The following is a 22,400-nucleotide window of genomic DNA, read 5'->3' on the forward strand; positions in this document are numbered from 1 at the left end:
CTACAAAAAACCGACCGCTTGCGGTATGATGCAGTACTATCGTTTTTAACACAAGGAACAACAATGAAAAATATCTTAATCATCAACGGTCATCAGCCCTATCCATTTTCAGAGGGCAAACTCACACAATCGCTGATTGACGTTGCCAGCGAAACCTTACTGGCAAAAGGCTATGCGGTAAAACATTCTAATGTGGTGGAGTATGATGTAGCAGACGAATTGGAAAAACATCAGTGGGCAGATGCTGTGATTTTGCAGTTTCCAAGTAACTGGATGACAATCCCGTGGTCGTGCAAAAAATATATGGACGATGTATTCACTGCCGGTATGATGGGCGTGCTGTGCGACACAGACGGGCGTTCTTCGCAAAATCCGAAAGCCAATTACGGCACGGGTGGCAAAATGAAAGGCAAAAAATACCTGCTCTCCGTGACGTTCAATGCCCCGAAAGAGGCCTTTGATAATCCGCAGGAATACCTCTTTCAAGGCAAAGGCTTGGACGATTTACTCTTCCCAATCCACTGCAACTACCGTTTCTTTGCGATGGAAGCCCTACCGAGCTTTGCTTGTTATGATGTCGTGAAAAACCCGACCATTGAACAGGATCTAATGGCATTTGCAGAACATCTGTGCTGTTATTTGTAGTCTTTACCTCAAAGAACATATTGCATGCTAGCGTCGTAACACCGCTACTAACGCCTTCAACAACGGTGAATTTTGCCTACGGTCGGGATAATATAGATGATAACCGTCATACTGCATTGTCCAATCGGTTAAAATCGGTACAAGTTTGCCGTTGTCGAGTTCGGCTTGAACGCTATCTTGCGGTGACCAAAGAATACCTAATCCTTGTAGAGCGTATTTTTGGAGCAGAAAGCCGTTGTTGGCTGTGAGGCTACTCTGCGGTTGGAATTTGACAATTTTCTTAGTGAGCGGATCGCGAAACTCCCACGCTAAAATCCCTCCAAGTGTTGCAAGACGATGTTTTAAACAGCGATGTTCGGTTAAATCAAATGGCGTTTTCGGTGTACCGTATCGGGCAAGATAATCAGGGCTGGCGGCAGTCACCATTTTTAAGTCAGGTGAAATACGTAGTGCGATCATATCTTTGGCGACATCCGCCCCGAGACGAATACCGGCATCAAAGCGCTCGGCAACAATATCAACAAACCTATCTTCAGCCACCAGTTCCAGCTCAACTTCAGGGTATTGCTGAGCAAAATCAGCAAATTTTTCTGCTAATACATAACGAAAGGCATGCTCATTTCCATTAATACGTAGTGTACCTTTCACCACATTACGAAACTCGCTTAGCCCATTAATTTCTTGGTCTATCTCATCAAACAGTGGTAACAACCGTTGATACAATTGCTCGCCAGCCTCAGTGGTAGAAATACTGCGTGTAGTACGATGAAACAGCTTAATTTGCAGCCGTTCTTCAATTCCTCTAATGCTGTGCGATAATGCCGACTGTGATACCCCCATTTGTGCGGCCGCTTTGGTAAAACTGCCCGTTTGAGCTACCAGTAAAAAGGCTCTTAAATCGTTGAGGTTTTCTTTCATATTACCCCTTAATTAATGAATTTATTTCATAACTTCAATCCATTTTATCCCAATAATCAAACACAATCTACCCGGTTATACTTATTTCATCTATTAACTGGAGAATAAAGATGAAAAACATTCTGATTTTAGGCGCAAGCGGCAGCCTTGCCACCAGCGTTATTCCTGAGCTACTGAAAGATGACAATGTGCAATTAACACTATTTGCCCGCCGACCTAAATCAGTAGCGAAATTTGAGAATACCCGCGTGAAAGTTATGCAAGGCGATGATGTATTGGACTTAGCCACATTAACTCAAGCCATGCGAGGTATCGATGCAGTCTATGCAGGGCTTGCCGGCAACTTAAAACCGATGGCAGAAAATGTGGTCAAAGCAATGGATATAGAGAAGGTGAAACGCTTGGTGTGGATTAGCTCAATGGGCATTTACGGCGAAACCGGCGAAGATCACGGGACAATTTTGGAGCCTTATCGCCAATCGGCAGCAATCATTGAAACCAGTGATTTGGATTATACCGTTATCCGCCCTGCATGGTTTACCAACGGTTCGGAAATTCAGTATCAATTGACCCATAAAGGTGAACTATTTAAAGGACAAAGCGTGTCTCGCAAATCTATTGCTGATTTTGTCGCAAAAATTTTGCGTGAAAATAGCGAAATTCGCCAAAGTGTCGGCATTGCAAGCTAAACAAGCGGTTAAAAATTGAAGGAAATATGCAAAAACTTTTTATTAATAACACTATTTTAAACAGGAGTAATCTATGATGAACTTACAACAAATCCAAGATCGTTTAGCTTTAAAAGATTTAGTCGATACTTTTTCCAATCTTGCTGATGAGAAAAAAGTTGCCGAGCAGATGCCTCTTTTCACTAAAGATGCTATTGTCAATACTTATATAGGTGGCAAATTGGTGTTTGAAATGGCAGGCGTGACACAAATCGAAGAGGTCTTCACTACCTTTTTTTAACGCAATTTCACAGTGTTTATCATCTAAACGGTCAGCATACCGTTACCCTTGTTGATGAAAATAACTCCACTGCGATTAACTATTGTGCGGTGAAACTGGTTGAAACCAAAGACGGTAAAGAAATCTTACACGACCATAGCGTGCGTTACGCCGATACTTATGTAAAACAAGATGGAAAATGGTTGATTGCTAAACGGATTGCGAATTTTATGATTAGTGAGACTCGAGAAATTTAGTAGTAACAAGCGGTCAAATTTCTTGCAAATTTTACAAAGAATTTGACCGCTTGTGTTGTTATTAGCCTCAGCTAAAACACCTGTCGGATATGCTTTTGAAGCAGAACCTGCCTCAAGTTACTGCTTCAAGAAGGATATATTGCGGCTATAAGCTTAACAATAAGCCAATAATCCCCGCACCAAACAGGTCAAAAACAGCGTGAGCTAAAATAAACGGTACGATAGAATCGACTTTTTTACGCAATAAAATAAAGGCAACACCGGTTAATACTATGGCAAAAGCGGAAGCTAACCCTTGGTAAATATGGAAAATAAACCGTACAAATACACTTAAAACCAGCGCCTTTTGAGTATGTTCCGGCTTAACCGCGAATGCCAATCCCATAAAAAACAGCTCTTCGTAAAATCCATTAACGAAAGCAAACACCAGTAAACCTATACTAATATGAGAAACAAACGATTCAACTTTAGCAACGCCTAGGAAAGGATTTTCCCCACTGATAAGCCAATAACCACCGTAAAGCAGAGTATCACTGAGTAATGCGCCTAAGAGCACTAAGCCTAATGCCCAAGGCAAGGTACTTTTTCCTACTGATATCGGAATAAGAGAAAAATCAAACCGTCTTAAATAAAGGTAGATAAATGCGACAATTAACACACATAATTCTATAGTGATCGTAAACCAGTTAGCTTCATCGGAAAATGAAGACGCAGAAATTGGGTCAAGTACAGGTGCATAAAAATATCCCCATATCGACACCGCAGAGAAATAGCCGAAAAACAAGACTGATAACACGATAAAATCAGCTAAATTTAATCTTGATTTATTTGAATAATTCATTGAAAGACTCCTTTTAAAAAATATATTGTAGCAGACTCAATACCCATATTAAAATTAAGATTATTTAATCCAATTTAAACATCCGAAGAAAATCTAGCATTAAAAGAAAAGCGGTTATTTTTTCTTAAATATTTGCAAATTACTGCCAACATCTAACTGCTTGAGCTGGCAACTCAAAACGTGTAGAATTTATTGTTATTTTATTCAAAAACTAGAGAAAATTATGAGCGAAGACATTTTAACGGCTGAAACAGAAACTCGAGCCAATTTTATTACCCATATTATTGATGAAGATTTAGCAAGCGGTAAGCATAATAACGTTTACACCCGTTTCCCGCCTGAGCCAAACGGCTATTTACACATTGGTCATGCAAAATCGATTTGCTTAAACTTTGGTATCGCTCAAGAGTACAAAGGCAAATGTAACTTACGTTTTGATGACACCAACCCGGTAAAAGAAGATGTGGAATATGTGGATTCCATTAAACAAGATGTGGAATGGTTGGGCTTTAAATGGGAAGGCGAACCACGCTATGCCTCAGATTACTTCGACCAACTTTATACTTACGCCGTTGAATTAATCAATAAAGGCTTAGCTTATGTATGCGAATTATCACCAGATGAAATGCGTGAATATCGCGGTACATTAACCGAACCGGGTAAAAATAGCCCTTACCGTGATCGTTCTGTTGAAGAAAACTTAGCCCTATTTGAAAAAATGAAAAATGGTGAGTTTGAAGAAGGCAAGGCTTGCTTGCGTGCTAAAATTGATATGGCATCGCCGTTTATCGTAATGCGAGATCCGGTTCTTTACCGCGTAAAATTTGCCTCGCACCACCAAACCGGCGATAAATGGTGCATTTATCCAATGTACGATTTTACCCACTGTATTTCTGATGCGATTGAGCGAATCACCCACTCTATCTGTACCTTAGAATTCCAAGATAATCGCCGTTTATATGATTGGGTATTGGAAAATATTTCAATTGAGCGCCCCTTACCGCATCAATATGAATTTTCACGACTTAATTTAGAAGGTACTTTAACTTCTAAACGTAAGCTATTGAAATTAGTGACAGATGGCATAGTGGACGGTTGGAATGACCCGCGTATGCCAACTATTTCCGGCTTACGCCGCCGTGGTTATACCCCTGCTTCATTACGTGAATTCTGCCGCCGCATTGGGGTAACGAAACAAGATAACGTGGTAGAATACTCTGCTCTAGAAGCTTGTATTCGTGAAGATTTAAACGAAAACGCACCACGTGCAATGGCAGTGATCAACCCTGTTCGTGTTGTGATTGAAAACTTTGGTGAAAAAGAAATCTTAAAAGCACCTAATCACCCAAATCGCCCTGAATTAGGTGAGCGTGATTTACCGTTTACTCGTGAACTTTATATCGATGAGGCAGACTTCCGTGAAGAAGCGAATAAACAATATAAACGCTTAGTGTTAGGTAAAGAAGTGCGTTTGCGTAATGCTTATGTGATTAAAGCAGAACGTGTGGAAAAAGATGCAAGCGGTCGAATTTCTACGATTTTTTGCACCTATGACCCTGAAACATTAGGCAAAAATCCGGCTGATGGACGTAAAGTAAAAGGGGTAATTCACTGGGTATCAGCGGAAGATAACAAACCCGCAGAATTCCGCATTTACGATCGTTTATTTACTGTTGCTAACCCAGGAGCTGCTGAAGATATTAATGCGGTACTAAACCCGGAATCTTTAGTAGTGAAACACGGTTTTGTTGAGCCGAGTTTAGTCAATGCTAAAGCAGAACAGGGCTATCAATTTGAGCGTGAAGGCTATTATTGCTTAGATAGTAAAGATGGCTCAGCCGATAACCTCGTGTTCAACTTAACAGTAAGCTTGAAGGAAAGTGTTGCTTTCTAGCATTAGAACAAATTTTGAATTTACAATACCGGCAGATTAAATAATGCCGGTATTTTTTTGCACTTGATTTAAGCAATCCAAACATAAAAAAAGCCCCAGTAATTGGGGCCACTCGGAAAGCAAATTTATGTGTCAGGTTGCTAAGTACAACACTTATTTTTGTTGGCTTAAGAGTAAGCGAATTTAACTTTTGTTTCAAATAGAATTTACTTGAAATATCAACCAATGTTTAAATTTGTGATCTGTGTCATATTTTTTGATAACAAAACTCAAAAAATAAAAAGCCCTCATAGAATGAGGGCTAAAAAATATATACCTAAAAATTAAACAATGCCTTGTTCTAACATCGCATTTGCTACTTTTTTGAAGCCTGCGATATTTGCACCATTTACATAGTTGATATAACCGTCTGCTTCAGTACCGTTTTCTACACAGTTTTCGTGGATAGATTTCATAATATTGAATAAACGTTGATCAACTTCTTCTCTACTCCATGATAAACGGATCGCATTTTGGCTCATTTCTAAACCAGATGTCGCAACACCACCGGCATTCGCTGCTTTACCCGGTGCATAAAGGATTTTTGCGCCAATAAACACTTCAACACCGCCTAAAGTTGTTGGCATGTTCGCACCTTCAGATACACAAACACAGCCGTTTTTCACTAACTCTTTTGCATCTTCAGTATCTAATTCGTTTTGGGTTGCACAAGGTAATGCAATATCACACGCCACACCCCATGGTTTTTGGCCGTCAAAGTATTGCAAACCTTCTTCCTTCGCATAAACAGATAAACGTTCACGACGCTCATTTTTAAGCACTAATAATGCGTTGAGTTGTGCTTCTGTCATACCTGAATCCGGGAATAACACATAGCCGTTAGAATCAGAAACAGTTAAGACTTTACCACCTTTTTGAATAACTTTTTCTGCTGCATATTGAGCTACGTTACCTGAACCGGAAATCACAACACGTTTACCTTCAACAGATTGTCCTCTTGTCGCTAGCATTGACTCGGCAAAGTAAACTGCACCATAACCTGTCGCTTCCGGACGAATTAAGCTACCACCCCAAGTTAAAGATTTACCGGTTAAAACAGAGGTAAATTCATTACGCAATTTTTTGTATTGACCATACATATAGCCGATTTCACGACCACCTACGCCGATATCGCCTGCCGGCACGTCGGTGTCTGCGCCGATGTGACGGAATAATTCGCTCATAAATGCTTGGCAAAAACGCATCACTTCCGCATCTGATTTACCTTTAGGATCGAAATCCGAACCACCTTTACCACCACCCATAGGTAATGTTGTTAATGCATTTTTGAATACTTGTTCAAAGGCTAAGAATTTTAATACACCTAAATCCACAGTTGGGTGGAAACGGATACCGCCTTTGTATGGACCGATCGCTGAACTCATTTGTACACGATAACCACGGTTTACTTGCACTTGACCTTTATCGTCCACCCAAGTCACGCGGAAGCTGATTACGCGCTCTGGTTCAACAATACGTTCCAATAAACCTTGTTGAGTGTATTTTGGATTTTTTGCTAAGAATGGACCTAAAGAACCAAATACTTCTTCAACTGCTTGATGGAAAGGTGCTTGGTTAGGATCACGTTGTTTGATTTTTTGGAAAAGTGCGTTTAAATCGCTCATTCTAGACTCCTGATTTTATTTTGATGTTGTGTATTTAAGATGGTGTAAGTCTAGCAAGCTATTAGAAATTTTAAAAGAATAAATTAGAAAAATTTATCCAAAAATAAGAAAAATCAAGTCAAAAGCTTAATTATTATACAAAAAACAGAAAACCCACCTCTTTTGGAAGTGGGTTTGAGAATAAATTCATGCTTAATTACTACTGTTTCGCTTTACTATCATCAATTTTTGAAACTAGCCCTTTCGTATCAAAATAGACAAACAAATTACGTTGTTCAGGTTCTTTATAACCTTCACGCTTGATAAAAACATAATCCCAACGATGAGTATCAAAAATATTTTTAAGCATTGGTGTACCAAGTAAATACTCCACTTGCTCAGAAGTCATACCAACACGTAATTGATCAATTTTATCTTGCTCTAAATAGTTACCTTGTGGCACATCAATACGATACACCACTTTCTCAACCGTTGAGCAAGCAGTAATACTCATTGCAACGAACATTGCTGCTAAAAGAGATTTCATTTTCATATATTAACCTTTTGACTATATCAATGTAGATATTTGAATAATACCTAAACTAATAAAAATTTTCCATTATTTATTACGCTCAAGCTGATCACGTAAATTTGCAGGTAATCCTTTGATTGTCAAAGTATCGTTTAGTTCATCCCAAATCAATCGCTCACCCAATAATTGAGCATCAAAGCTAATTGTAACCCCTTTGCCTGAACCCGAATATTTAGTTAATGCTTTTAAAGTACTACGCATTGGTGGAATACTTTCCTCTAAGCCATAAGCTTCATTTTGGGTAAATTGAACAAACTCCACTTCATTTAAAGTAGGAAGCACCTGTGAAATCTCATTTAAAGCAATTTCTTCGCCGCTATTGATCTGCTCCTTGCAATAATCAAAGACTTGCTTTTTCACTTCCCTTGTTTGTGGAGCAGATAATTCACCTTGCTCACAATAATCATTGACTGCTTGTAATAAAGTTTGATTTTGAACTTGAGGATTAAACCCTTCTTCCGCACTTAAAAAGTCCATAAAGAAATCAGCAATTCTACGACCTACCCGCCCTTTCACAAAGGTTAAATAACGATTAGATTGTGAATCAATTTTCAGCTCGGTTAAATTAATACGGCAGGCAATATCATATTGCGAAATTTCTAAATATTGAGTACGTTTTACTTCTAACTGATCATCAACCAACATTGAGCTACGACTATCAATTAAAGCGATAAATAAATATTCGGTTGCTAAAAATGTATAGCGGCAAAGAATAAAGGTACCACCATCTGCAAAAGGGTATTTAATTAACTCTGCCGCCAACATTTTGGCACAACTGTGGCTAAAAGGTAAAAAATCAATTTCCTTCTCTAATAAACGATTAAGTTGCTGAGCAAATACAGATTCGGGCTTAAATAAACCGTATGCTTTCGCTTTGGTTTGATAGGCTTGATGTAATTGCAACATCATTTGATCAACCTCAGCTGAAATATCTAATAAATTCTCACGTAACAAGGTCTTTAATTCCGGGGACTCCCCATCTGTTTTTTGTAGTTGATGTAATACAATTTCTGAAACATTAATGCTCATTTATGCTATTCCTTTATTCCAAATCATAGGAAAAGATATTATCATTAATCCACTTATTTTTCATTAATAGGAGTAACAGATGACAACTATCCACACCGAAAACGCCCCTGCAGCAATCGGTCCTTATGTACAAGCAGTTGATTTAGGCAATATGGTGCTAACTTCCGGACAAATCCCGGTCAATCCCCAAACAGGTGAGATCCCAACTGATATTGCACAGCAAACCCGTCAATCACTAGAGAATGTGAAAGCCATTATTGAGCAAGCAGGTCTTACTGTTGCAGATATTGTAAAAACCACTGTATTTGTTAAAGATCTCAACGCTTTTGCAACCGTTAATGCTGAATATGAAGCTTTTTTCCGTGAAAATGGCCACCCAGCCTTCCCAGCTCGCTCTTGTGTAGAAGTCGCTCGCTTACCTAAAGATGTTGGGATAGAAATTGAAGCGATTGCTGCTCGCTTATAACAAGCGGTCATTTTGTTGAGATTTTTTGCAAATGGACAAAATTATTCCTAATTGGACCGCCCCTCAACGCATTCAGGCGTTCACTACAGTCAGAAACGGTGGTGTCAGCAAAGCCCCTTTCGACAGTTTCAACTTAGGTAGCCACGTTAATGATAATATTAATGACGTGCTACAAAACCGCAAACTGTTGGTAGAGAAATTTCAATTACCTCACATGCCGCTGTTTTTAACACAAACGCATAGTACCAGAGTGATTCGATTACCCTATTCAGGCAATGACCTTGAAGCAGATGCTGTTTATACCAATCAGCCAAACCAAGTCTGCCTAATTATGACGGCAGATTGCTTACCGGCGTTATTCGTGAGCGAAGACGGTAAAGAAATCGCAGCCGCTCACGCAGGCTGGCGTGGTTTATGTGATGGCGTGCTAGAGGCAACTGTTGCAGAATTTGCCTGCAAGCCCACTAATATTTCTGTTTGGTTAGGACCGGCTATCGGGCCAAACGCCTTTCAGGTTGGAATCGATGTAATTGAACAATTTTGTGCCTTTGATCCAGATGCAAAAGAAGCCTTTATTAAAGATACCTCTACAAGCGGTAAGTTTTTAGGAAATCTTTACCAAATCGCAAAACAGCGATTAAACAAACTCGGCATTATCAATATTTGGGGAGGAGAACATTGCACTTACACCGAAAAAGAACAATTTTTCTCTTACCGCCGAGATAAACAGACAGGACGGATGGCAAGCCTCATTTGGCGAGAGGAATAACGCCCCATTCTCGTTCAATAATTAGCCGAGTAATCATCTAACACTAGACGAATACTCGGTTTTTCTCTATAATCCAATCCACTTTTTCTCCCCCCATAGCTCAGTGGTTAGAGCAGGCGACTCATAATCGCTTGGTCGCTGGTTCAAGTCCGGCTGGGGGGACCATTCAAGCATTTCTTATTGTCTTACATTGTCGCAAACTCATTATTAAATCAATGAGTTACATCATTTTATAGTCTTTTATTGTCTCTTTTGGTTGTAGTCAGTCTTACTCTTTGTGCTCCCTAAAATGATCCCTATTTTGAAAATGGGAAAAAATAGGGATCATAAAGTCCGTTAAAACCTTTTAAGCCAAAGCCCTAACGCTTTTTTATATCGATTTTATTGCAATAAGCTGCTTATTTCAGAAAAAAGCAGCTTACCTACACTAGGCTTTATTTTTCTATTTATTCATCAATTACCACTTTACCAATGTAATCTAAATGACGGTATTTTTGCGCATAATCAATGCCATAACCTACAACAAACTCATCTGGAATTTCAAAACCGACCCATTTTACAGGCACATCAACTTCACGGCGAGAGGGTTTATCCAATAAGGTACAAATCGCTAATGAATTCGGTTCACGTAGTTTGAGAATTTCCCCTACCTTTCCTAAGGTAAATCCGGTATCAATAATATCTTCTACAATTAATACATCTTTACCACAAATTTCCCCATCTAAATCTTTTAAGATTTTTACATCACGGCTGGACTCAGTGCTGTTTCCATAGCTAGAGGCAGTTAAAAAATCTACTTCCACCGGTAAGTCTAAAAGCCTCACTAAATCTGCCATAAACATAAAAGATCCTCGAAGTAAGCCAACTACAACCAGATTTTTACAATCATTTTGTTGATAGTGACGGTTGATCTCTTTCGCTAATTCTTCAATACGATTTAGCACTTCGTCTTTTGAATGTAGAATGTCAATATGATGTTTTTTCATTGATGCCTCCAAATAATTTTGATTACAAGCGGTAATAATTTACGATTTTTTTGCATAATAATGGGAAAAGATTTATTCTCCCGATACTTTCATGTTCTCTAATAAAATCGAGCCCGTCTGAATATTAGAACGATGTTCGATATCATCTCCCACTGCAACGATATTTTTATACATTTCTTGTAATTGCCCTGCAATGGTAATTTCTGCGACCGGATATTGAATTTCACCATTTTCTACCCAGAAGCCCGCAGCTCCTCGAGAATATTCCCCTGTTACACTATTAATTGCCGAACCTAGCATTTCCGTTACTAATAAACCTGTTCCCATTTCTTTTAAGAGTGTATTTAAACCACCTGTGCAGCTTGGTTTGACTAACCAGTTATGAATTCCACCTGCATGGCCGGTGCTTTTAAGTCCCATTTTTCTGCCGGAATAGCTGGTCATTAAATAGGTTTGTAGCACGCCATCGGTAATGATTTCACGATCTTGAGTGATAACCCCTTCGCTATCAAACGCCGATGAAGCCAACTGACGTAATAAATGCGGACGTTCTGAAATCTCAAACCACTTAGGTAAAATCTGCTCGCCTAATTTATCTAATAAAAAACTGGATTTGCGGTATAAAGCACCACCACTAATCGCTCCGGCTAAATGCCCAACTAAACCAGTTGCCACATCATTATAAAAAATCACCGGCATTTTCGCGGTTTTAATACGCTGAGGATTTAGGCGATCAACTGCTTTAATTGCTGCTTGTTGCCCCACCCATTTTGCTGATTGTAACTTATCAAACTCTCGGGAAATTGTATATTCATAGTCACGTTCAAGCTGATCTTCATAGGCAGAAATCACACTGCAAGAAAGTGAATAACGGCTTGAAAGGTAGCTTTGCAACATGCCATGGGTATTACCGTAAACCCGAATTCCACTATGAGAATTAAAGGTAGCCCCCTCGCTATTGACGATATTTTCATCTGCATTTAACGAATAATGCTCTGTCTCAACCGCAAGTTGCACAGCTTGATCAACTGAAATATCCGCTTGGTGATAAAGATCTAAATCCGGTGCAGTAAATGCCATAATCTCTTTATCCGCCAGCCCTGAGCAATTATCTTCTGAAGTATATTTTGCAATAGCCAAGGCAGACTCTACCGTTTTTTGAATAGACTCCGGCTGTAAATCAGAGGTAGAGGCATTCCCTTTACGCTTTCCCAAATAAACAGAAATACCGAGAGAACCGTCATTATTAAACTCAATATTTTCCACTTGCTCCAAACGGCTTGATACAGAAAGACCTGCTACTTTAGTCACGCCAACTTCCGCTTCCGCCCCAAATTTTTTTGCAAAATTTAACGCAAATTCGACCGCTTGCCTTAATTCTATTTCTTGCTGTTGAAGTTCTTGCTTGTTTGTAATTGACATTCTTTTTCCACTTTAGTGATTTCAAAACTGTTGGAATATATTCTAACTCAAATTTCTGTTAGAATAGGGCATTTTTTATCGAATAAAATTATAAAGGATAAATAATGGCTAAAAAACGTAGTAAAAATGAGATCGATTGGACAGATGAGGAAGAAGAAATCATCTGGGTCAGTAAAAGTGAAATCAAGCGTGATTCCGAGCAGCTAAAAAAAGTGGGAGCAGAATTAATTGAATTAACCCCACAAAATTTAGAAAAGATCCCATTAGACGATGATCTCAAAGAGGCTATCAAACAGGCTCAAGGCTTTAAATTAGAAGCCCGCCGCCGCCAAATTCAATTTATTGGCAAGTTACTGAGAAACCGCGATCCTGAGCCCATTCAAGAAGCGTTGGATAAAGTGAAAAACCGCCACAATCAACAACAAGCTTTATTACATAAGTTAGAATTAGTTCGGGATCAATTAATTACCATGGGCGATGCTTCATTAAATCATTTATTGGAAGAATACCCACAATTAGATCGCCAGCATTTACGCAACTTAATTCGTGGTGCAGTAAAAGAACGTGAAGCCAATAAACCGGCAAAAAATTATCGTGAAATTTATCAATATTTAAAAACAGAAATTGCAGAGTGATGACTATGGATTACCTATCAACCATTATTAAAGCCCATTTCGGCTTAGCTTATATTAGTTTAGTGTTACTATTAACTCGTGGGGCGCTATCTGCCAAAATGGTCGATTGGCGACAATATAAAATCTTGCGTATTGCTCCTCATATGGTGGATACGTTTTTATTACTGAGCGGTTTTGCTATTGTCGGTATTTTTCTTTCCTATGAATTTTTCACCTTAGAGCAATTCAGTTGGTTATTACCTAAATTATTGTTTATTGTGCTGTATGTAGTTTTCGCTACTAAAGCATTTAAAAAAGGACAAGCCTTTTCCTTAAAACATTACTTGCTTGCGGTAGTCTCTTTTATGCTCGTAATGCTTACAGCCACACTTCACTAAAGGTAAATATGATTGGTCCTTTTGTGAACGCCGGTGCTGTGATTTTAGGTGGTATTTTAGGCGCCTATTTAGGCAGCCGACTACCAGAAAGACTGCGTACTACTCTGCCCTTAATTTTTGGCTTATGCTGTTTTGGCTTAGGCATAATGCTGACCAACGCAGTCCAAAATATGTCAGCAGTGGTGCTTGCCTTGATTACCGGAACTATTATCGGCGAGTTAATTTACCTAGAAAAACTGATTGGAAATGCAGCTGGATCTGTGCGAGGATTAATTGATAGATTTCTTCCACCTGTCCATAATATTTCGCAAGAGGAATTTTTGGAAAAATTTATTGCGATTCTTGTACTGTTTTGTGTGAGTGGCACCGGCATTTTTGGTGCAATGAAAGAAGGAATGACAGGCGATCCTACTATCCTTTACATCAAATCTATTTTAGATTTCTTCACCGCAATGATTTTTGCAGCTACACTAGGTTATGCAGTCACAACTATTGCTATCCCACTAGTCCTTATTCAAGGAATTTTAGTATTATTAGCAACCGTGATTATGCCACTTACTACGGCAAATATGATGGCAGATTTCTCGGCAGTGGGTGGCTTACTACTCTTTGCTACCGGTTTTCGCATTTGTGGCATTAAAATGTTCCCGGTTGCTAATATGCTACCGGCACTACTTTTAGCAATGCCGATTTCTTATTTATGGGAATATTTTATTAAATGACAAAACAACGGATTATTGTAGGGATAAGCGGGGCAAGTGGCTTTCAATACGGCTATAAAGCCTTAGAGCTACTCAAGCCTTTCGCAAACATTGAAACCCATTTAGTAATTACAAAAGGGGCAGAAATGACGCGCAGTTTAGAAACCTGCTACACCCGAGAAGAAATCCTTGCATTAGCCGATGAAGTCCATTCCATTCAAAATATTGGAGCCAGCATCGCCAGCGGCTCCTTTAAAACCGCAGGGATGATTATCGCTCCTTGTTCTATGCGAACTTTATCGTCCATCGCTCATGGATTTAGTGATAATCTCCTTACCCGCGCAGCAGATGTGGTACTGAAAGAACGCCGCAAGTTAGTCTTGATGATAAGAGAAGCCCCACTCAATCTCGCTCATATTGAGAATATGCGAAAAGTAACCGAAATGGGCGGTATTGTCTTCCCGCCAATTCCTGCATTTTACCAAAAACCAACCAGTCTTGATGAAATGGTAACGCATAGCGTTGCTCACGCTCTTTCGCTGTTAGACATTGAAATTCCTAATATTCCACATTGGGGGGAATGAAATGCTCCATCTTCCCCAAAATATTGTTGAATTTATTCAATCTCATCACGTTGTGAATTTTGCGACTCATAACCAAACTGATTTTTGGTCGGCAAGCTGTTTTTACGCTTTTGATGCCCCAAATACCCGCTTGATTATTTTAACCGCCAAAACGACCCGACACGCTATGTTGATGTTAGAGAATCCGCATATTGTCGGCACGATTTGCGATCAAGTAGAAAACATCAGTGAAATTGAAGGCGTGCAGTTTTCTGCTATTGCAAGCTATTTGGAAGATGAACAAGCAAGAAATATCGCTTTGCAAATTTATTACGAAAAACACCCGCTTGCACGTTTAAAACCAAGTGATGTGTGGGAGCTTTCTTTTAATACAATTAAACATACCAGCAATAAAATCATATTTGCGAAAAAGACGATTTGGGAAAAACATAAAACCTGAGATTCAAATACTCCCTCTAGCTCTATCACGTTTAATCTGGCTCGGTGTTATCCCAAAAGTTCGCTTAAATGCCGTTGAAAAATTCTCCGAATTTGAATATCCGGCAAATTCAGCCGCTTGTGTAACACTCAATCCTTGTAATAATAATTTATAAGCCTGTTCTAATTTAGAACGTCTTAAATAGGCAAAAATAGACGTTTTGTGGTAATGCTGAAATTCATTTTGTAATGTTGTTACATTGGTATGGAAATACATTGCGATCTGCTTCAAATTCCAACCGTCAAATTTACCGTTTTCTAATGATTCCGTTAGTTGTTGTACTCGATCTTTTTTTACCTGGGGAGCTTGCGTTAGCTGCGAAAAAGCACTAGCTAATAAAGCTAATAATTTCCCTTCTTTCTCAAGTAGCCCAAATGGTTGTATTTCCTGTTCTGACACAATATCGTGAATAAGCTTTAACATACTCTGAGTCAAAATAATTTGGTGAGCTTTTAAATGCTGTTTAAAGTGGTGATAGCTAGCTAAATTCAACTGACTTTCTATTATCCATTTAGGGTATAGAAAGATAACAAGCTCTTTTTGAAGTTGCCCTTTCCTAAAAATTTTACGCACCATTTCAGCTCTATTTAGAGATAAAAATGCTGCTTGAGGTTTTAAACTTGCATCTAATTCAAATACTTCCGAATTAAAATCAATTTCCGAGCGCCCACTCAATAATATAACCAATCTTAGCCCTGCTTCAAATTCTGCGTATTCTTGTTCTAGTGTTTCGGTTACTAAAACCTCTGTATATTTGAGCATAAGATCTGAACGCAGTCGGTATAAATGTGCAAAACCTTTCATTCTGTTGGCTTCATCAATCAATATTGTTTTCATAAAATTAAAAACTTTTTTTCTCACAGTAAAAATTTTATTTTACAAAGGTTTTTTGCATAAAAACAAGATATTATTATATTCAATAATCATTCTTATTTAAGGATAAACATAATGAAAATAACAAAATATTCACTCTCTTTAATCACTTTAGCTATTGTAGCCCCTCAAGTATTAGCACAAACAGTATCTGAAGCAGAATTAGATGCTATTGATGTCAAAGAAAAGTTAGCTGCTACTACCGGTTATATTCCTGTTTATACTAATGTAGCAACTAAAACATTGACCTCTTTGGCTCGCACACCCTTTAGTATCAACGTTATCTCTGATGATTTAATGAATGATCAAGCTGTTCGTTCTGTTACTGATGCTGTGGCTTATACCTCCGGTATGATGGGGGGTTATCGTGGTAACAATGCTCTTATCGAAATATCTATTCGTGGCATTGGTAATAAAAGTGATGGTGGTACAATCCCTACCTATTTAAATGGTTCTCGCTACCAAACCGCATTTGAAATTGATCCGTTCTTCTTAGAAAGTATCAATGTGATTAAAGGTCCAAATTCCATTTTATACGGGCAAGCTAATCCCGGTGGTGTAATGGATATTATCACCAAAAGAGCGAGTGGCAATCCGCATCGCCATTTACAATTTATTGTTGGCAATCATAACCGCTACCAAGTAGGGCTTGATGTAGAACAAAATCTTTCTGAAACGCTATCCGCTCGTTTAATTGGTCAATTGGAAAGAGCAAATTGGAATACACAATTTGTAAAAGAAAAAGGTGGAGCCTTTGCTCCAAGCCTTTTATGGAAACCAACTACAAATACAGAACTTAATGTTTATGCTTACTATGCGAAAAAACCAAAAGCAGGCGATCGTAATTTCTTACCAAAAGAAGGGACGATTAATAGCGTAAACGGGAAAAAGCTCCCCTATGATATGTTCCTAAGCGATCTGAACTATCACGGTTTAAAATCAGAGCAAATGCAAGTGGGCTACAATTTGTCACATAAATTCTCACCAAACCTGACGTTCCGTCAGAATACAAGTTACCATAATGGGGAAGAGAATTTTAAAAATTTAGTGTATTGGGGTGATACCAGCTCAGTTTTAGAGCGTAGAGCTCGCCGTTGGGATGTAAAAACCCAAGAAGTCAGCTTAGATAACCAATTAGAATTTATATTTAACACTGCAAATATAAATCATACCTTGTTATCCGGCATTGATTATAAACGAGTACGTGAAGATCTTGATAACTATATGGGGATTGCTCCTGATTTTGATTGGCAGAACCCAGTTTATGGCGTGACTATTGCAGAGCCTAGCTTATTTTCAAGTGAAGTAAAGCATTTAAAACAACTTGGCGTTTATCTACAAGATCAAATGGAAATTGGCAACTTTGACTTCCTATTAGGTGGTCGTTACGATCAAGCAAAAAATAGCAATCAAGATCGTCTGAACAATAAAACAACGAATAACAAAGAAGGCAAATTTACTTGGCGTACCGGGTTAGTTTACAACTTTGAAAACGGTATTGCCCCGTATATCAGCTATAGTACCTCTTTTGTACCATCAGCCGAAAAAGATGTTCAAGGAAATTTCTTAAAACCAACTACTGCAGGGCAATGGGAAGTGGGAATGAAATACCAACCAACCCAAGACACCTTGCTCACCTTGGCAGGATTTAAAATTACACAAAAAGATTTAGCAAATTATCAATGGCAAACTCGCTCTTACGAACAAATTGGTGAAGTAGAAACCAAAGGAATTGAAGTGAGTTTAAATCAGCAATTATCCGATAAATTTTCAATAGCGGCTTCTTATGCTTACTTGAAAAAAGAAATTACTGCAGATAATGATGGTACTACGATTGGAAAAACACAATGGGGAGTTCCTCGCCATCAAGCATCACTTTGGGCAAAATATAAATTCTTTGATAAGCTAACCGCCGGTGTAGGTGTACGCTATATGGGAACGACTTTTGGTAATAACCAAAATAATTTTACTGTACCGGCATACACACTTTACGATATGTCACTGGCTTATGATTTTATGCCTAATTTGAACTTACAGCTCAACGCTCAAAATCTGACTAATAAAAAATATGTCGCAAGTTGTGCCAATAATTTTTCCTGTTTCTATGGAAAAGATCGCAATTTAAGTGCAACCTTAAACTATCATTTTTAATCTTTAACAGCCTTCAAATGAGGGCTTAAACTTCTGCAAAAAATATGAAAAAAACGACCGCTTGTATTATTAGTTTCTTAGTTTCATCTGTGCTTTATGCGAACAATATGACAATTGAGCTTAAACAAAACGATTTTGTTCAAGGAAAATTAATTCAGAAGGCTGAGCAGCCTCTTTCATTATCTATTGTTTTTCCTGATAAAAGCTCTCGCCTGCTAGCTAAAAATGTCTTTGGCGAACAAGATTTTATGTTTAAATCCGAACAAAACGGTATTGCTACTTTTTCTATTTTAGGTAATGGCTCAACTGTTTCAGACCAAGATTTCACATTAACGATTGAACGTCATATCCCAATCTCGGCACAAATTGCTCCACCTAAAGTGATTGAAAATACACAGCTTGAAGAACTCAGACAAAAAATTGTAGAAAATCCTGAAAAACAGACCGCTTTAATTAACGATTTTTGGGACAAAGTAAAACAAGTTGGTACGCCACTGATTGAACCATTGGACGAACAGCAAAGCCGAGTAACCTTTTTATGGCGTGGAGCAAAACAAAATGTTCGTATTTGGGGTGGTGTTTCAACCGAACACGATTTTATGGAGCGCTTTGGCGAAACCGATTTATGGTATAAAAGCTATGTCGTGCCTAATGACACTTTGGTTGAATATCGCCTTTCGCCAGATATTCCAACCTTACCTGTGGATGAATATACCCAACGAAGAGCCTTGCTTGCAACAGCACAAGCCGATCCGCTAAACAAAATACCTTACTTTGAGAAAATTGGGCAAAATCTACAAAATACAGATAAGTTTAACTACTATTCTCTTGTTAAATTAGCAAAAGCCCCAACACAGTCTTATCTGCTTGAGGAGTCAAATACCGCAAAAGGCACAATGCAAGAATTGGTTTTCGATAGTGCAAAACTTGGAAATAAACGCCGATTATTTGCCTATTTGCCAGCGAATTTTAGTGTTGAAAACACCTATCCGGTTCTCTACCTGTTTGATGGTGTAGAATACACCGAACGTGTGCCAACTAAAACTATTTTAGATAATATGATCGCTCAGAAAGTGATTCCGCCTACAGTGGCAGTTTTTATTGAAAACCCATCGAGTGAATCAAGACGCATTGAGCTACCGGCCAACCCAATTTTTACCAAAATATTAGCGGAAGAAATTGTCCCCTTTGCCGAAAAATCCATTGGTGTGAAAGCAAAAGAGCGGATTATCAGCGGTTCTAGCTACGGCGGATTATCTTCGGCTTATACAGTGCTAAATTATTCTCATATATTTAACAAAGCACTGATTTTATCAGTGTTCATTTTGGTGGAAACCTAAAAATACACTGAGTGAAAATAGTCACTACATCGCACACCAATTTGCGATAAAAGAAAAATTGCCTGTTTGCTTTTTTATCAGTGCCGGATTTTATGAAAGTGGAAGAGCTAATATATTGGAAACCTCTCGCCATTTAAAAGATGTTTTACTGGCAAAGGGCTACCCTGTTACTTATATGGAACAATCCACTTCCCATGGCTATTTAGCGTGGCAAGGATTAATTAGTGATGGATTAAAAGCTTTATTAGGGAAAGAGGCTTGCCAACATTCTTTCTAAGGAATTGCAAAAATCATCCGATTTTCAACCGCTTGTATCTCACAAAGCCAACCTTGCTCTTTGGCAAGTAATTCAAAATCAGCAAGGCTACTCTGCTGATTAAGTACAACCTCCAAGCTGTCACCTTTTTTAAGATCGGTCATCGCTTTTTTAGCCATAAATAATGGCAATGGGCAGGAATAGCCTGTTAAATTCAAGGAATACTGCATAATTAGAAATACCGGTACTCAGCAATAATAATTAACTCTACTGTCCTTTATTTATTACTATAATCGGTAGCTGACTCTAAAATACCATGATTATATTTTTCAATTCGAATAAGTCGTCCATTCTTGTCAAAATTACGGTATTCACCGTGTAATTCATCATTAACATAATTACCACTACCCTCTAGCTGTCCATTTTCGTGATAGCGTTTATATATGCCTTGTCTATTTCCTTTTGAATCATAGTTTGCTTCAAATTTAACTGTCATTCCATCGAAATAATAACCACGATGATAAATCACATTACCTTTAACATCATATTCAGCAATATGGTGGATATGTTGCATTCCACGGTAATTATGTTGGCAGATTTTTCCTCCTTTCGGACGAGCTTCACAGTAATCGTCATAAGGATATTGATAGTATCTATTAGAATTAGATTGATTTTGTTGAGATGAGGAGCTTGAATTGCAGTTAGTATTATAACCATAAGAGCATAGACTTGGATCTTGATGTAATGCCCCAGAAGGTACATTTACATTTGCCATTACCATTTGCGAATTAACCATCTCTGAAATTAAGAAAAGAGAAGAAAAAAGAATTTTTTTCATAAAATGCCCCGAAAGGTTTCAGGTGGACGAACCAATATGAGATATCGTCCACCTTAAATTAAAGTTATAGTTTACGGCGTTCTGCCATCACTTTACCCATTGCCGATAGTTTATCTTGCTCTAAATGCTCACGCCCAAGCTCAAATAACGGTTCTTCAATGGCGATGTGTTCATCGTAGCCTGCAACAAAACGAGCAATCAAAGCACGATCCACATTTTCACGCGTACCTGCTAGTAACTCTCTCAACTGTTCAGATAAATCGTCCCAATTTTTGTGCAAATGCTCGTGCTGACGCTCTAATTCATCCACATCTGCTTTTGCTTGCGGCTGAACTTTGATAAGTTCAGGGAAAAAATCATCTTCTTCATCAGCATGATGAAGCGGAGCTGAAATATTAAAATAGTTCAGGATTTGCTGAACATCATTTTTCACTGCTTGGTTCACGCCGTTTTTCTCAAGATAATCAGGCAAAATTTGAAGCTGTTTGCAGAAGCTTTTTACTTTACCGTGACAAGCATAAAGCATATCAATCGGCTCAGCCCAGCTTGCAAATGCTTGTGGTTCGAGTTGTTGCATATAACCTCTGTTATTTGTTAATTTCAGACTGTAACGGTGGCACCTCTTTACCGATTCGAGCATAGAACTCAATCACAAAATCATCAAAACGATCATCTTCAATTGCTTGGCGAATTTCTGCCATTAAGCGTTGGTAATAACGTAAATTGTGAATAGTGTTTAATCTCGCCCCTAAAATTTCACCACATTTATCTAAATGATATAAATAAGCTTTGGTGTAATTTTTACAGGTATAGCAATCACATTCCGGATCAAGTGGTGCCGTGTCATTACGGTATTTTGCATTACGAATTTTCACAATACCATTGGTCACAAATAAGTGGCCGTTACGTGCGTTACGGGTTGGCATTACGCAGTCAAACATATCAATGCCACGGCGAACACCTTCCACTAAATCTTCCGGCTTGCCAACCCCCATTAAGTAACGGGGCTTATCTACCGGAATTTGCGGGCAAACGTATTCTAAAATACGGTGCATATCTTCTTTTGGCTCACCAACGGCTAAACCACCGACCGCATAGCCATCAAAGCCGATCTCGACTAATTTTTCCACCGAAACCTTACGTAGTTCTTCGTAAATTCCACCTTGAATAATACCAAACAGCGCATTTGGATTTTCTAATTCATCAAAGCGGTCGCGTGAACGTTTCGCCCAACGTAACGACATTTCCATTGATTTTTTTGCATAATCAAAGGTTGCCGGATAAGGGGTACATTCATCAAAAATCATCACAATATCAGAACCGAGATCATACTGAATTTCCATTGATTTTTCAGGTGAAAGGAAAATTTTCTCCCCACTAATTGGGTTTTGGAAAGTTACCCCTTCTTCTTTAATTTTGCGTAATTTGCCTAAACTAAATACTTGGAATCCACCGGAGTCGGTCAAAATTGGACCGTGCCATTGCATAAAATCATGTAAATCACCGTGCATTCTCATTACTTCTTGCCCCGGACGAAGCCAAAGGTGGAAAGTATTACCCAGTAAAATTTGAGCACCTGTTGCAGCCACCTCTTCAGGGGTCATACCTTTAACCGTACCATAAGTACCCACCGGCATAAAGGCTGGGGTTTCAACATGATATTCGCCTTTAGGGCGAGAGAATGTTAAGCGTCCACGGCGTGCATTGCCGCTTGTTTTTTTTAATTCATACTTCATTTTTTATTCCACAAATAAACA

General features: G+C 38.6%; 25 protein-coding genes, 1 tRNA gene and 1 pseudogene. 15 read left to right on the forward strand and 12 right to left on the reverse strand.

All coding sequences use genetic code 11. The features are described 5' to 3' along the window. The first annotated feature begins 63 nt into the window (after nucleotides 1-63). Nucleotides 64-645, forward strand: coding sequence for an NAD(P)H-dependent oxidoreductase (locus tag A6B41_RS06015; RefSeq protein WP_027074532.1), 582 nt, complete (start codon nucleotides 64-66; stop codon nucleotides 643-645). A 27-nt stretch (nucleotides 646-672) separates the two neighbouring features. On the opposite strand, the gene A6B41_RS06020 is transcribed toward A6B41_RS06015, so the two are convergent. Beyond that, nucleotides 673-1,563: a LysR family transcriptional regulator gene (locus tag A6B41_RS06020; RefSeq protein ID WP_027074531.1), complete on the reverse strand. Its 891-nt coding sequence runs from the start codon at nucleotides 1,561-1,563 to the stop codon at nucleotides 673-675. A 110-nt stretch (nucleotides 1,564-1,673) separates the two neighbouring features. Between A6B41_RS06020 and A6B41_RS06025 the strand changes: the two genes are divergently transcribed. Next, on the forward strand, nucleotides 1,674-2,252 hold the full coding sequence (locus A6B41_RS06025) for an NAD(P)H-binding protein (protein ID WP_027074530.1): 579 nt from the start codon (nucleotides 1,674-1,676) through the stop codon (nucleotides 2,250-2,252). Between the two features lie 76 nt (nucleotides 2,253-2,328). Then, nucleotides 2,329-2,768, forward strand: a pseudogene (locus tag A6B41_RS11275) (nuclear transport factor 2 family protein). Nucleotides 2,769-2,913: 145 nt separating this feature from the next. On the opposite strand, the gene A6B41_RS06035 reads toward A6B41_RS11275, so the two are convergent. Then, on the reverse strand, nucleotides 2,914-3,609 hold the full coding sequence (locus A6B41_RS06035) for a CPBP family intramembrane glutamic endopeptidase (RefSeq protein WP_027074529.1): 696 nt from the start codon (nucleotides 3,607-3,609) through the stop codon (nucleotides 2,914-2,916). 223 nt (nucleotides 3,610-3,832) lie between these two features. Here A6B41_RS06035 and glnS point away from each other — a divergent pair, with 223 nt between their 5' ends. After that, nucleotides 3,833-5,503: a glutamine--tRNA ligase gene (gene glnS / locus A6B41_RS06040; RefSeq protein ID WP_027074528.1), complete on the forward strand. Its 1,671-nt coding sequence runs from the start codon at nucleotides 3,833-3,835 to the stop codon at nucleotides 5,501-5,503. 323 nt (nucleotides 5,504-5,826) lie between these two features. Here the strand turns inward: glnS and gdhA are convergent, their stop codons facing one another. From gdhA to yejK, 3 genes are all read right to left on the reverse strand, one after another. Next, on the reverse strand, nucleotides 5,827-7,167 hold the full coding sequence (gene gdhA / locus A6B41_RS06045; protein WP_027074527.1) for an NADP-specific glutamate dehydrogenase: 1,341 nt from the start codon (nucleotides 7,165-7,167) through the stop codon (nucleotides 5,827-5,829). Between the two features lie 199 nt (nucleotides 7,168-7,366). Further along, nucleotides 7,367-7,699: an outer membrane protein assembly factor BamE gene (gene bamE / locus A6B41_RS06050; RefSeq protein WP_027074526.1), complete on the reverse strand. Its 333-nt coding sequence runs from the start codon at nucleotides 7,697-7,699 to the stop codon at nucleotides 7,367-7,369. Between the two features lie 66 nt (nucleotides 7,700-7,765). Next, nucleotides 7,766-8,767, reverse strand: coding sequence for a nucleoid-associated protein YejK (gene yejK, locus A6B41_RS06055; RefSeq protein WP_027074525.1), 1,002 nt, complete (start codon nucleotides 8,765-8,767; stop codon nucleotides 7,766-7,768). Between the two features lie 79 nt (nucleotides 8,768-8,846). On the opposite strand from yejK, the gene A6B41_RS06060 reads away from it, so the two are divergent. The 3 genes from A6B41_RS06060 to A6B41_RS06070 all read left to right on the forward strand — a co-directional run bounded on the left by A6B41_RS06060 (nucleotide 8,847) and on the right by A6B41_RS06070 (nucleotide 10,167). Beyond that, nucleotides 8,847-9,233, forward strand: a complete 387-nt coding sequence (locus A6B41_RS06060) for a RidA family protein (protein WP_027074524.1) — start codon at nucleotides 8,847-8,849, stop codon at nucleotides 9,231-9,233. Between the two features lie 31 nt (nucleotides 9,234-9,264). Then, nucleotides 9,265-10,002 carry a peptidoglycan editing factor PgeF gene (gene pgeF / locus A6B41_RS06065; protein WP_027074523.1) on the forward strand — a complete coding sequence of 246 codons (738 nt, stop codon included), beginning with the start codon at nucleotides 9,265-9,267 and terminating at the stop codon, nucleotides 10,000-10,002. A gap of 89 nt (nucleotides 10,003-10,091) precedes the next feature. Then, a tRNA-Ile gene (locus tag A6B41_RS06070) sits at nucleotides 10,092-10,167 on the forward strand. Nucleotides 10,168-10,448: 281 nt separating this feature from the next. On the opposite strand, the gene hpt is transcribed toward A6B41_RS06070, so the two are convergent. Both hpt and pmbA read right to left on the reverse strand, forming a co-directional pair. After that, nucleotides 10,449-10,988: a hypoxanthine phosphoribosyltransferase gene (gene hpt, locus A6B41_RS06075; RefSeq protein ID WP_027074522.1), complete on the reverse strand. Its 540-nt coding sequence runs from the start codon at nucleotides 10,986-10,988 to the stop codon at nucleotides 10,449-10,451. Nucleotides 10,989-11,060: 72 nt separating this feature from the next. Continuing rightward, nucleotides 11,061-12,410: a metalloprotease PmbA gene (gene pmbA / locus A6B41_RS06080; RefSeq protein ID WP_027074521.1), complete on the reverse strand. Its 1,350-nt coding sequence runs from the start codon at nucleotides 12,408-12,410 to the stop codon at nucleotides 11,061-11,063. 104 nt (nucleotides 12,411-12,514) lie between these two features. Between pmbA and yjgA the strand changes: the two genes are divergently transcribed. Genes yjgA through A6B41_RS06105 form a run of 5 tightly spaced genes read left to right on the forward strand, consistent with a single transcriptional unit; the run spans nucleotide 12,515 to nucleotide 15,146 of the window. Next, nucleotides 12,515-13,045 carry a ribosome biogenesis factor YjgA gene (yjgA, locus tag A6B41_RS06085; RefSeq protein WP_027074520.1) on the forward strand — a complete coding sequence of 177 codons (531 nt, stop codon included), beginning with the start codon at nucleotides 12,515-12,517 and terminating at the stop codon, nucleotides 13,043-13,045. A gap of 5 nt (nucleotides 13,046-13,050) precedes the next feature. Beyond that, nucleotides 13,051-13,422, forward strand: a complete 372-nt coding sequence (locus tag A6B41_RS06090; RefSeq protein ID WP_027074519.1) for a SirB2 family protein — start codon at nucleotides 13,051-13,053, stop codon at nucleotides 13,420-13,422. An 8-nt stretch (nucleotides 13,423-13,430) separates the two neighbouring features. Beyond that, on the forward strand, nucleotides 13,431-14,144 hold the full coding sequence (locus tag A6B41_RS06095) for a DUF554 domain-containing protein (RefSeq protein WP_027074518.1): 714 nt from the start codon (nucleotides 13,431-13,433) through the stop codon (nucleotides 14,142-14,144). Beyond that, entirely contained in the window at nucleotides 14,141-14,707 is a 567-nt protein-coding gene (locus tag A6B41_RS06100) for a UbiX family flavin prenyltransferase (protein WP_027074517.1), read from the forward strand. Before A6B41_RS06095 ends, A6B41_RS06100 begins: the two co-directional genes overlap by 4 nt. A gap of 1 nt (nucleotide 14,708) precedes the next feature. After that, nucleotides 14,709-15,146, forward strand: a complete 438-nt coding sequence (locus A6B41_RS06105; RefSeq protein WP_027074516.1) for a PNPOx family protein — start codon at nucleotides 14,709-14,711, stop codon at nucleotides 15,144-15,146. 3 nt (nucleotides 15,147-15,149) lie between these two features. On the opposite strand, the gene A6B41_RS06110 is transcribed toward A6B41_RS06105, so the two are convergent. Continuing rightward, the gene (locus A6B41_RS06110; protein ID WP_237052449.1) at nucleotides 15,150-16,010 is read right to left on the reverse strand and encodes a helix-turn-helix transcriptional regulator; all 861 of its coding nucleotides are present in this window, start codon (nucleotides 16,008-16,010) and stop codon (nucleotides 15,150-15,152) included. A 123-nt stretch (nucleotides 16,011-16,133) separates the two neighbouring features. On the opposite strand from A6B41_RS06110, the gene A6B41_RS06115 reads away from it, so the two are divergent. From A6B41_RS06115 to A6B41_RS11155, 3 genes are all read left to right on the forward strand, one after another. Then, nucleotides 16,134-18,209: a TonB-dependent siderophore receptor gene (locus tag A6B41_RS06115; RefSeq protein WP_027074514.1), complete on the forward strand. Its 2,076-nt coding sequence runs from the start codon at nucleotides 16,134-16,136 to the stop codon at nucleotides 18,207-18,209. A gap of 44 nt (nucleotides 18,210-18,253) precedes the next feature. Beyond that, nucleotides 18,254-19,549, forward strand: a complete 1,296-nt coding sequence (locus A6B41_RS06120) for an alpha/beta hydrolase-fold protein (RefSeq protein WP_237052451.1) — start codon at nucleotides 18,254-18,256, stop codon at nucleotides 19,547-19,549. A gap of 115 nt (nucleotides 19,550-19,664) precedes the next feature. Further along, a complete protein-coding gene (locus A6B41_RS11155; protein ID WP_237052452.1) occupies nucleotides 19,665-19,826 on the forward strand; it encodes a hypothetical protein in 162 nt (53 codons plus the stop codon). On the opposite strand, the gene A6B41_RS06125 is transcribed toward A6B41_RS11155, so the two are convergent. The 4 genes from A6B41_RS06125 to tgt all read right to left on the reverse strand — a co-directional run bounded on the left by A6B41_RS06125 (nucleotide 19,823) and on the right by tgt (nucleotide 22,379). Continuing rightward, nucleotides 19,823-20,035 carry a sulfurtransferase TusA family protein gene (locus tag A6B41_RS06125; protein WP_027074513.1) on the reverse strand — a complete coding sequence of 71 codons (213 nt, stop codon included), beginning with the start codon at nucleotides 20,033-20,035 and terminating at the stop codon, nucleotides 19,823-19,825. The genes A6B41_RS11155 and A6B41_RS06125 overlap by 4 nt on opposite strands. A gap of 47 nt (nucleotides 20,036-20,082) precedes the next feature. Continuing rightward, the gene (locus tag A6B41_RS06130; protein ID WP_027074512.1) at nucleotides 20,083-20,643 is read right to left on the reverse strand and encodes a toxin-antitoxin system YwqK family antitoxin; all 561 of its coding nucleotides are present in this window, start codon (nucleotides 20,641-20,643) and stop codon (nucleotides 20,083-20,085) included. A 64-nt stretch (nucleotides 20,644-20,707) separates the two neighbouring features. Next, nucleotides 20,708-21,220, reverse strand: a complete 513-nt coding sequence (locus A6B41_RS06135; protein WP_027074511.1) for a hemerythrin domain-containing protein — start codon at nucleotides 21,218-21,220, stop codon at nucleotides 20,708-20,710. A 10-nt stretch (nucleotides 21,221-21,230) separates the two neighbouring features. Next, a complete protein-coding gene (gene tgt / locus A6B41_RS06140) occupies nucleotides 21,231-22,379 on the reverse strand; it encodes a tRNA guanosine(34) transglycosylase Tgt (protein WP_027074510.1) in 1,149 nt (382 codons plus the stop codon). Nucleotides 22,380-22,400 lie beyond the last annotated feature (21 nt).

The sequence above is a fragment of the Mannheimia granulomatis genome (assembly GCF_013377255.1).
GTDB classification, from domain to species: Bacteria; Pseudomonadota; Gammaproteobacteria; order Enterobacterales; family Pasteurellaceae; genus Mannheimia; species Mannheimia granulomatis.

Coding starts and splice junctions, on each gene's coding strand:
- A6B41_RS06015 (WP_027074532.1), top strand. CDS start 64: ATGAAAAATATCTTAATCATCAACGGTCATCAGCCCTATCCATTTTCA.
- A6B41_RS06020 (WP_027074531.1), bottom strand. CDS start 1,563: ATGAAAGAAAACCTCAACGATTTAAGAGCCTTTTTACTGGTAGCTCAA.
- A6B41_RS06025 (WP_027074530.1), top strand. CDS start 1,674: ATGAAAAACATTCTGATTTTAGGCGCAAGCGGCAGCCTTGCCACCAGC.
- A6B41_RS06035 (WP_027074529.1), bottom strand. CDS start 3,609: ATGAATTATTCAAATAAATCAAGATTAAATTTAGCTGATTTTATCGTG.
- glnS (WP_027074528.1), top strand. CDS start 3,833: ATGAGCGAAGACATTTTAACGGCTGAAACAGAAACTCGAGCCAATTTT.
- gdhA (WP_027074527.1), bottom strand. CDS start 7,167: ATGAGCGATTTAAACGCACTTTTCCAAAAAATCAAACAACGTGATCCT.
- bamE (WP_027074526.1), bottom strand. CDS start 7,699: ATGAAAATGAAATCTCTTTTAGCAGCAATGTTCGTTGCAATGAGTATT.
- yejK (WP_027074525.1), bottom strand. CDS start 8,767: ATGAGCATTAATGTTTCAGAAATTGTATTACATCAACTACAAAAAACA.
- A6B41_RS06060 (WP_027074524.1), top strand. CDS start 8,847: ATGACAACTATCCACACCGAAAACGCCCCTGCAGCAATCGGTCCTTAT.
- pgeF (WP_027074523.1), top strand. CDS start 9,265: ATGGACAAAATTATTCCTAATTGGACCGCCCCTCAACGCATTCAGGCG.
- hpt (WP_027074522.1), bottom strand. CDS start 10,988: ATGAAAAAACATCATATTGACATTCTACATTCAAAAGACGAAGTGCTA.
- pmbA (WP_027074521.1), bottom strand. CDS start 12,410: ATGTCAATTACAAACAAGCAAGAACTTCAACAGCAAGAAATAGAATTA.
- yjgA (WP_027074520.1), top strand. CDS start 12,515: ATGGCTAAAAAACGTAGTAAAAATGAGATCGATTGGACAGATGAGGAA.
- A6B41_RS06090 (WP_027074519.1), top strand. CDS start 13,051: ATGGATTACCTATCAACCATTATTAAAGCCCATTTCGGCTTAGCTTAT.
- A6B41_RS06095 (WP_027074518.1), top strand. CDS start 13,431: ATGATTGGTCCTTTTGTGAACGCCGGTGCTGTGATTTTAGGTGGTATT.
- A6B41_RS06100 (WP_027074517.1), top strand. CDS start 14,141: ATGACAAAACAACGGATTATTGTAGGGATAAGCGGGGCAAGTGGCTTT.
- A6B41_RS06105 (WP_027074516.1), top strand. CDS start 14,709: ATGCTCCATCTTCCCCAAAATATTGTTGAATTTATTCAATCTCATCAC.
- A6B41_RS06115 (WP_027074514.1), top strand. CDS start 16,134: ATGAAAATAACAAAATATTCACTCTCTTTAATCACTTTAGCTATTGTA.
- A6B41_RS06120 (WP_237052451.1), top strand. CDS start 18,254: ATGAAAAAAACGACCGCTTGTATTATTAGTTTCTTAGTTTCATCTGTG.
- A6B41_RS06125 (WP_027074513.1), bottom strand. CDS start 20,035: ATGCAGTATTCCTTGAATTTAACAGGCTATTCCTGCCCATTGCCATTA.
- A6B41_RS06130 (WP_027074512.1), bottom strand. CDS start 20,643: ATGAAAAAAATTCTTTTTTCTTCTCTTTTCTTAATTTCAGAGATGGTT.
- A6B41_RS06135 (WP_027074511.1), bottom strand. CDS start 21,220: ATGCAACAACTCGAACCACAAGCATTTGCAAGCTGGGCTGAGCCGATT.
- tgt (WP_027074510.1), bottom strand. CDS start 22,379: ATGAAGTATGAATTAAAAAAAACAAGCGGCAATGCACGCCGTGGACGC.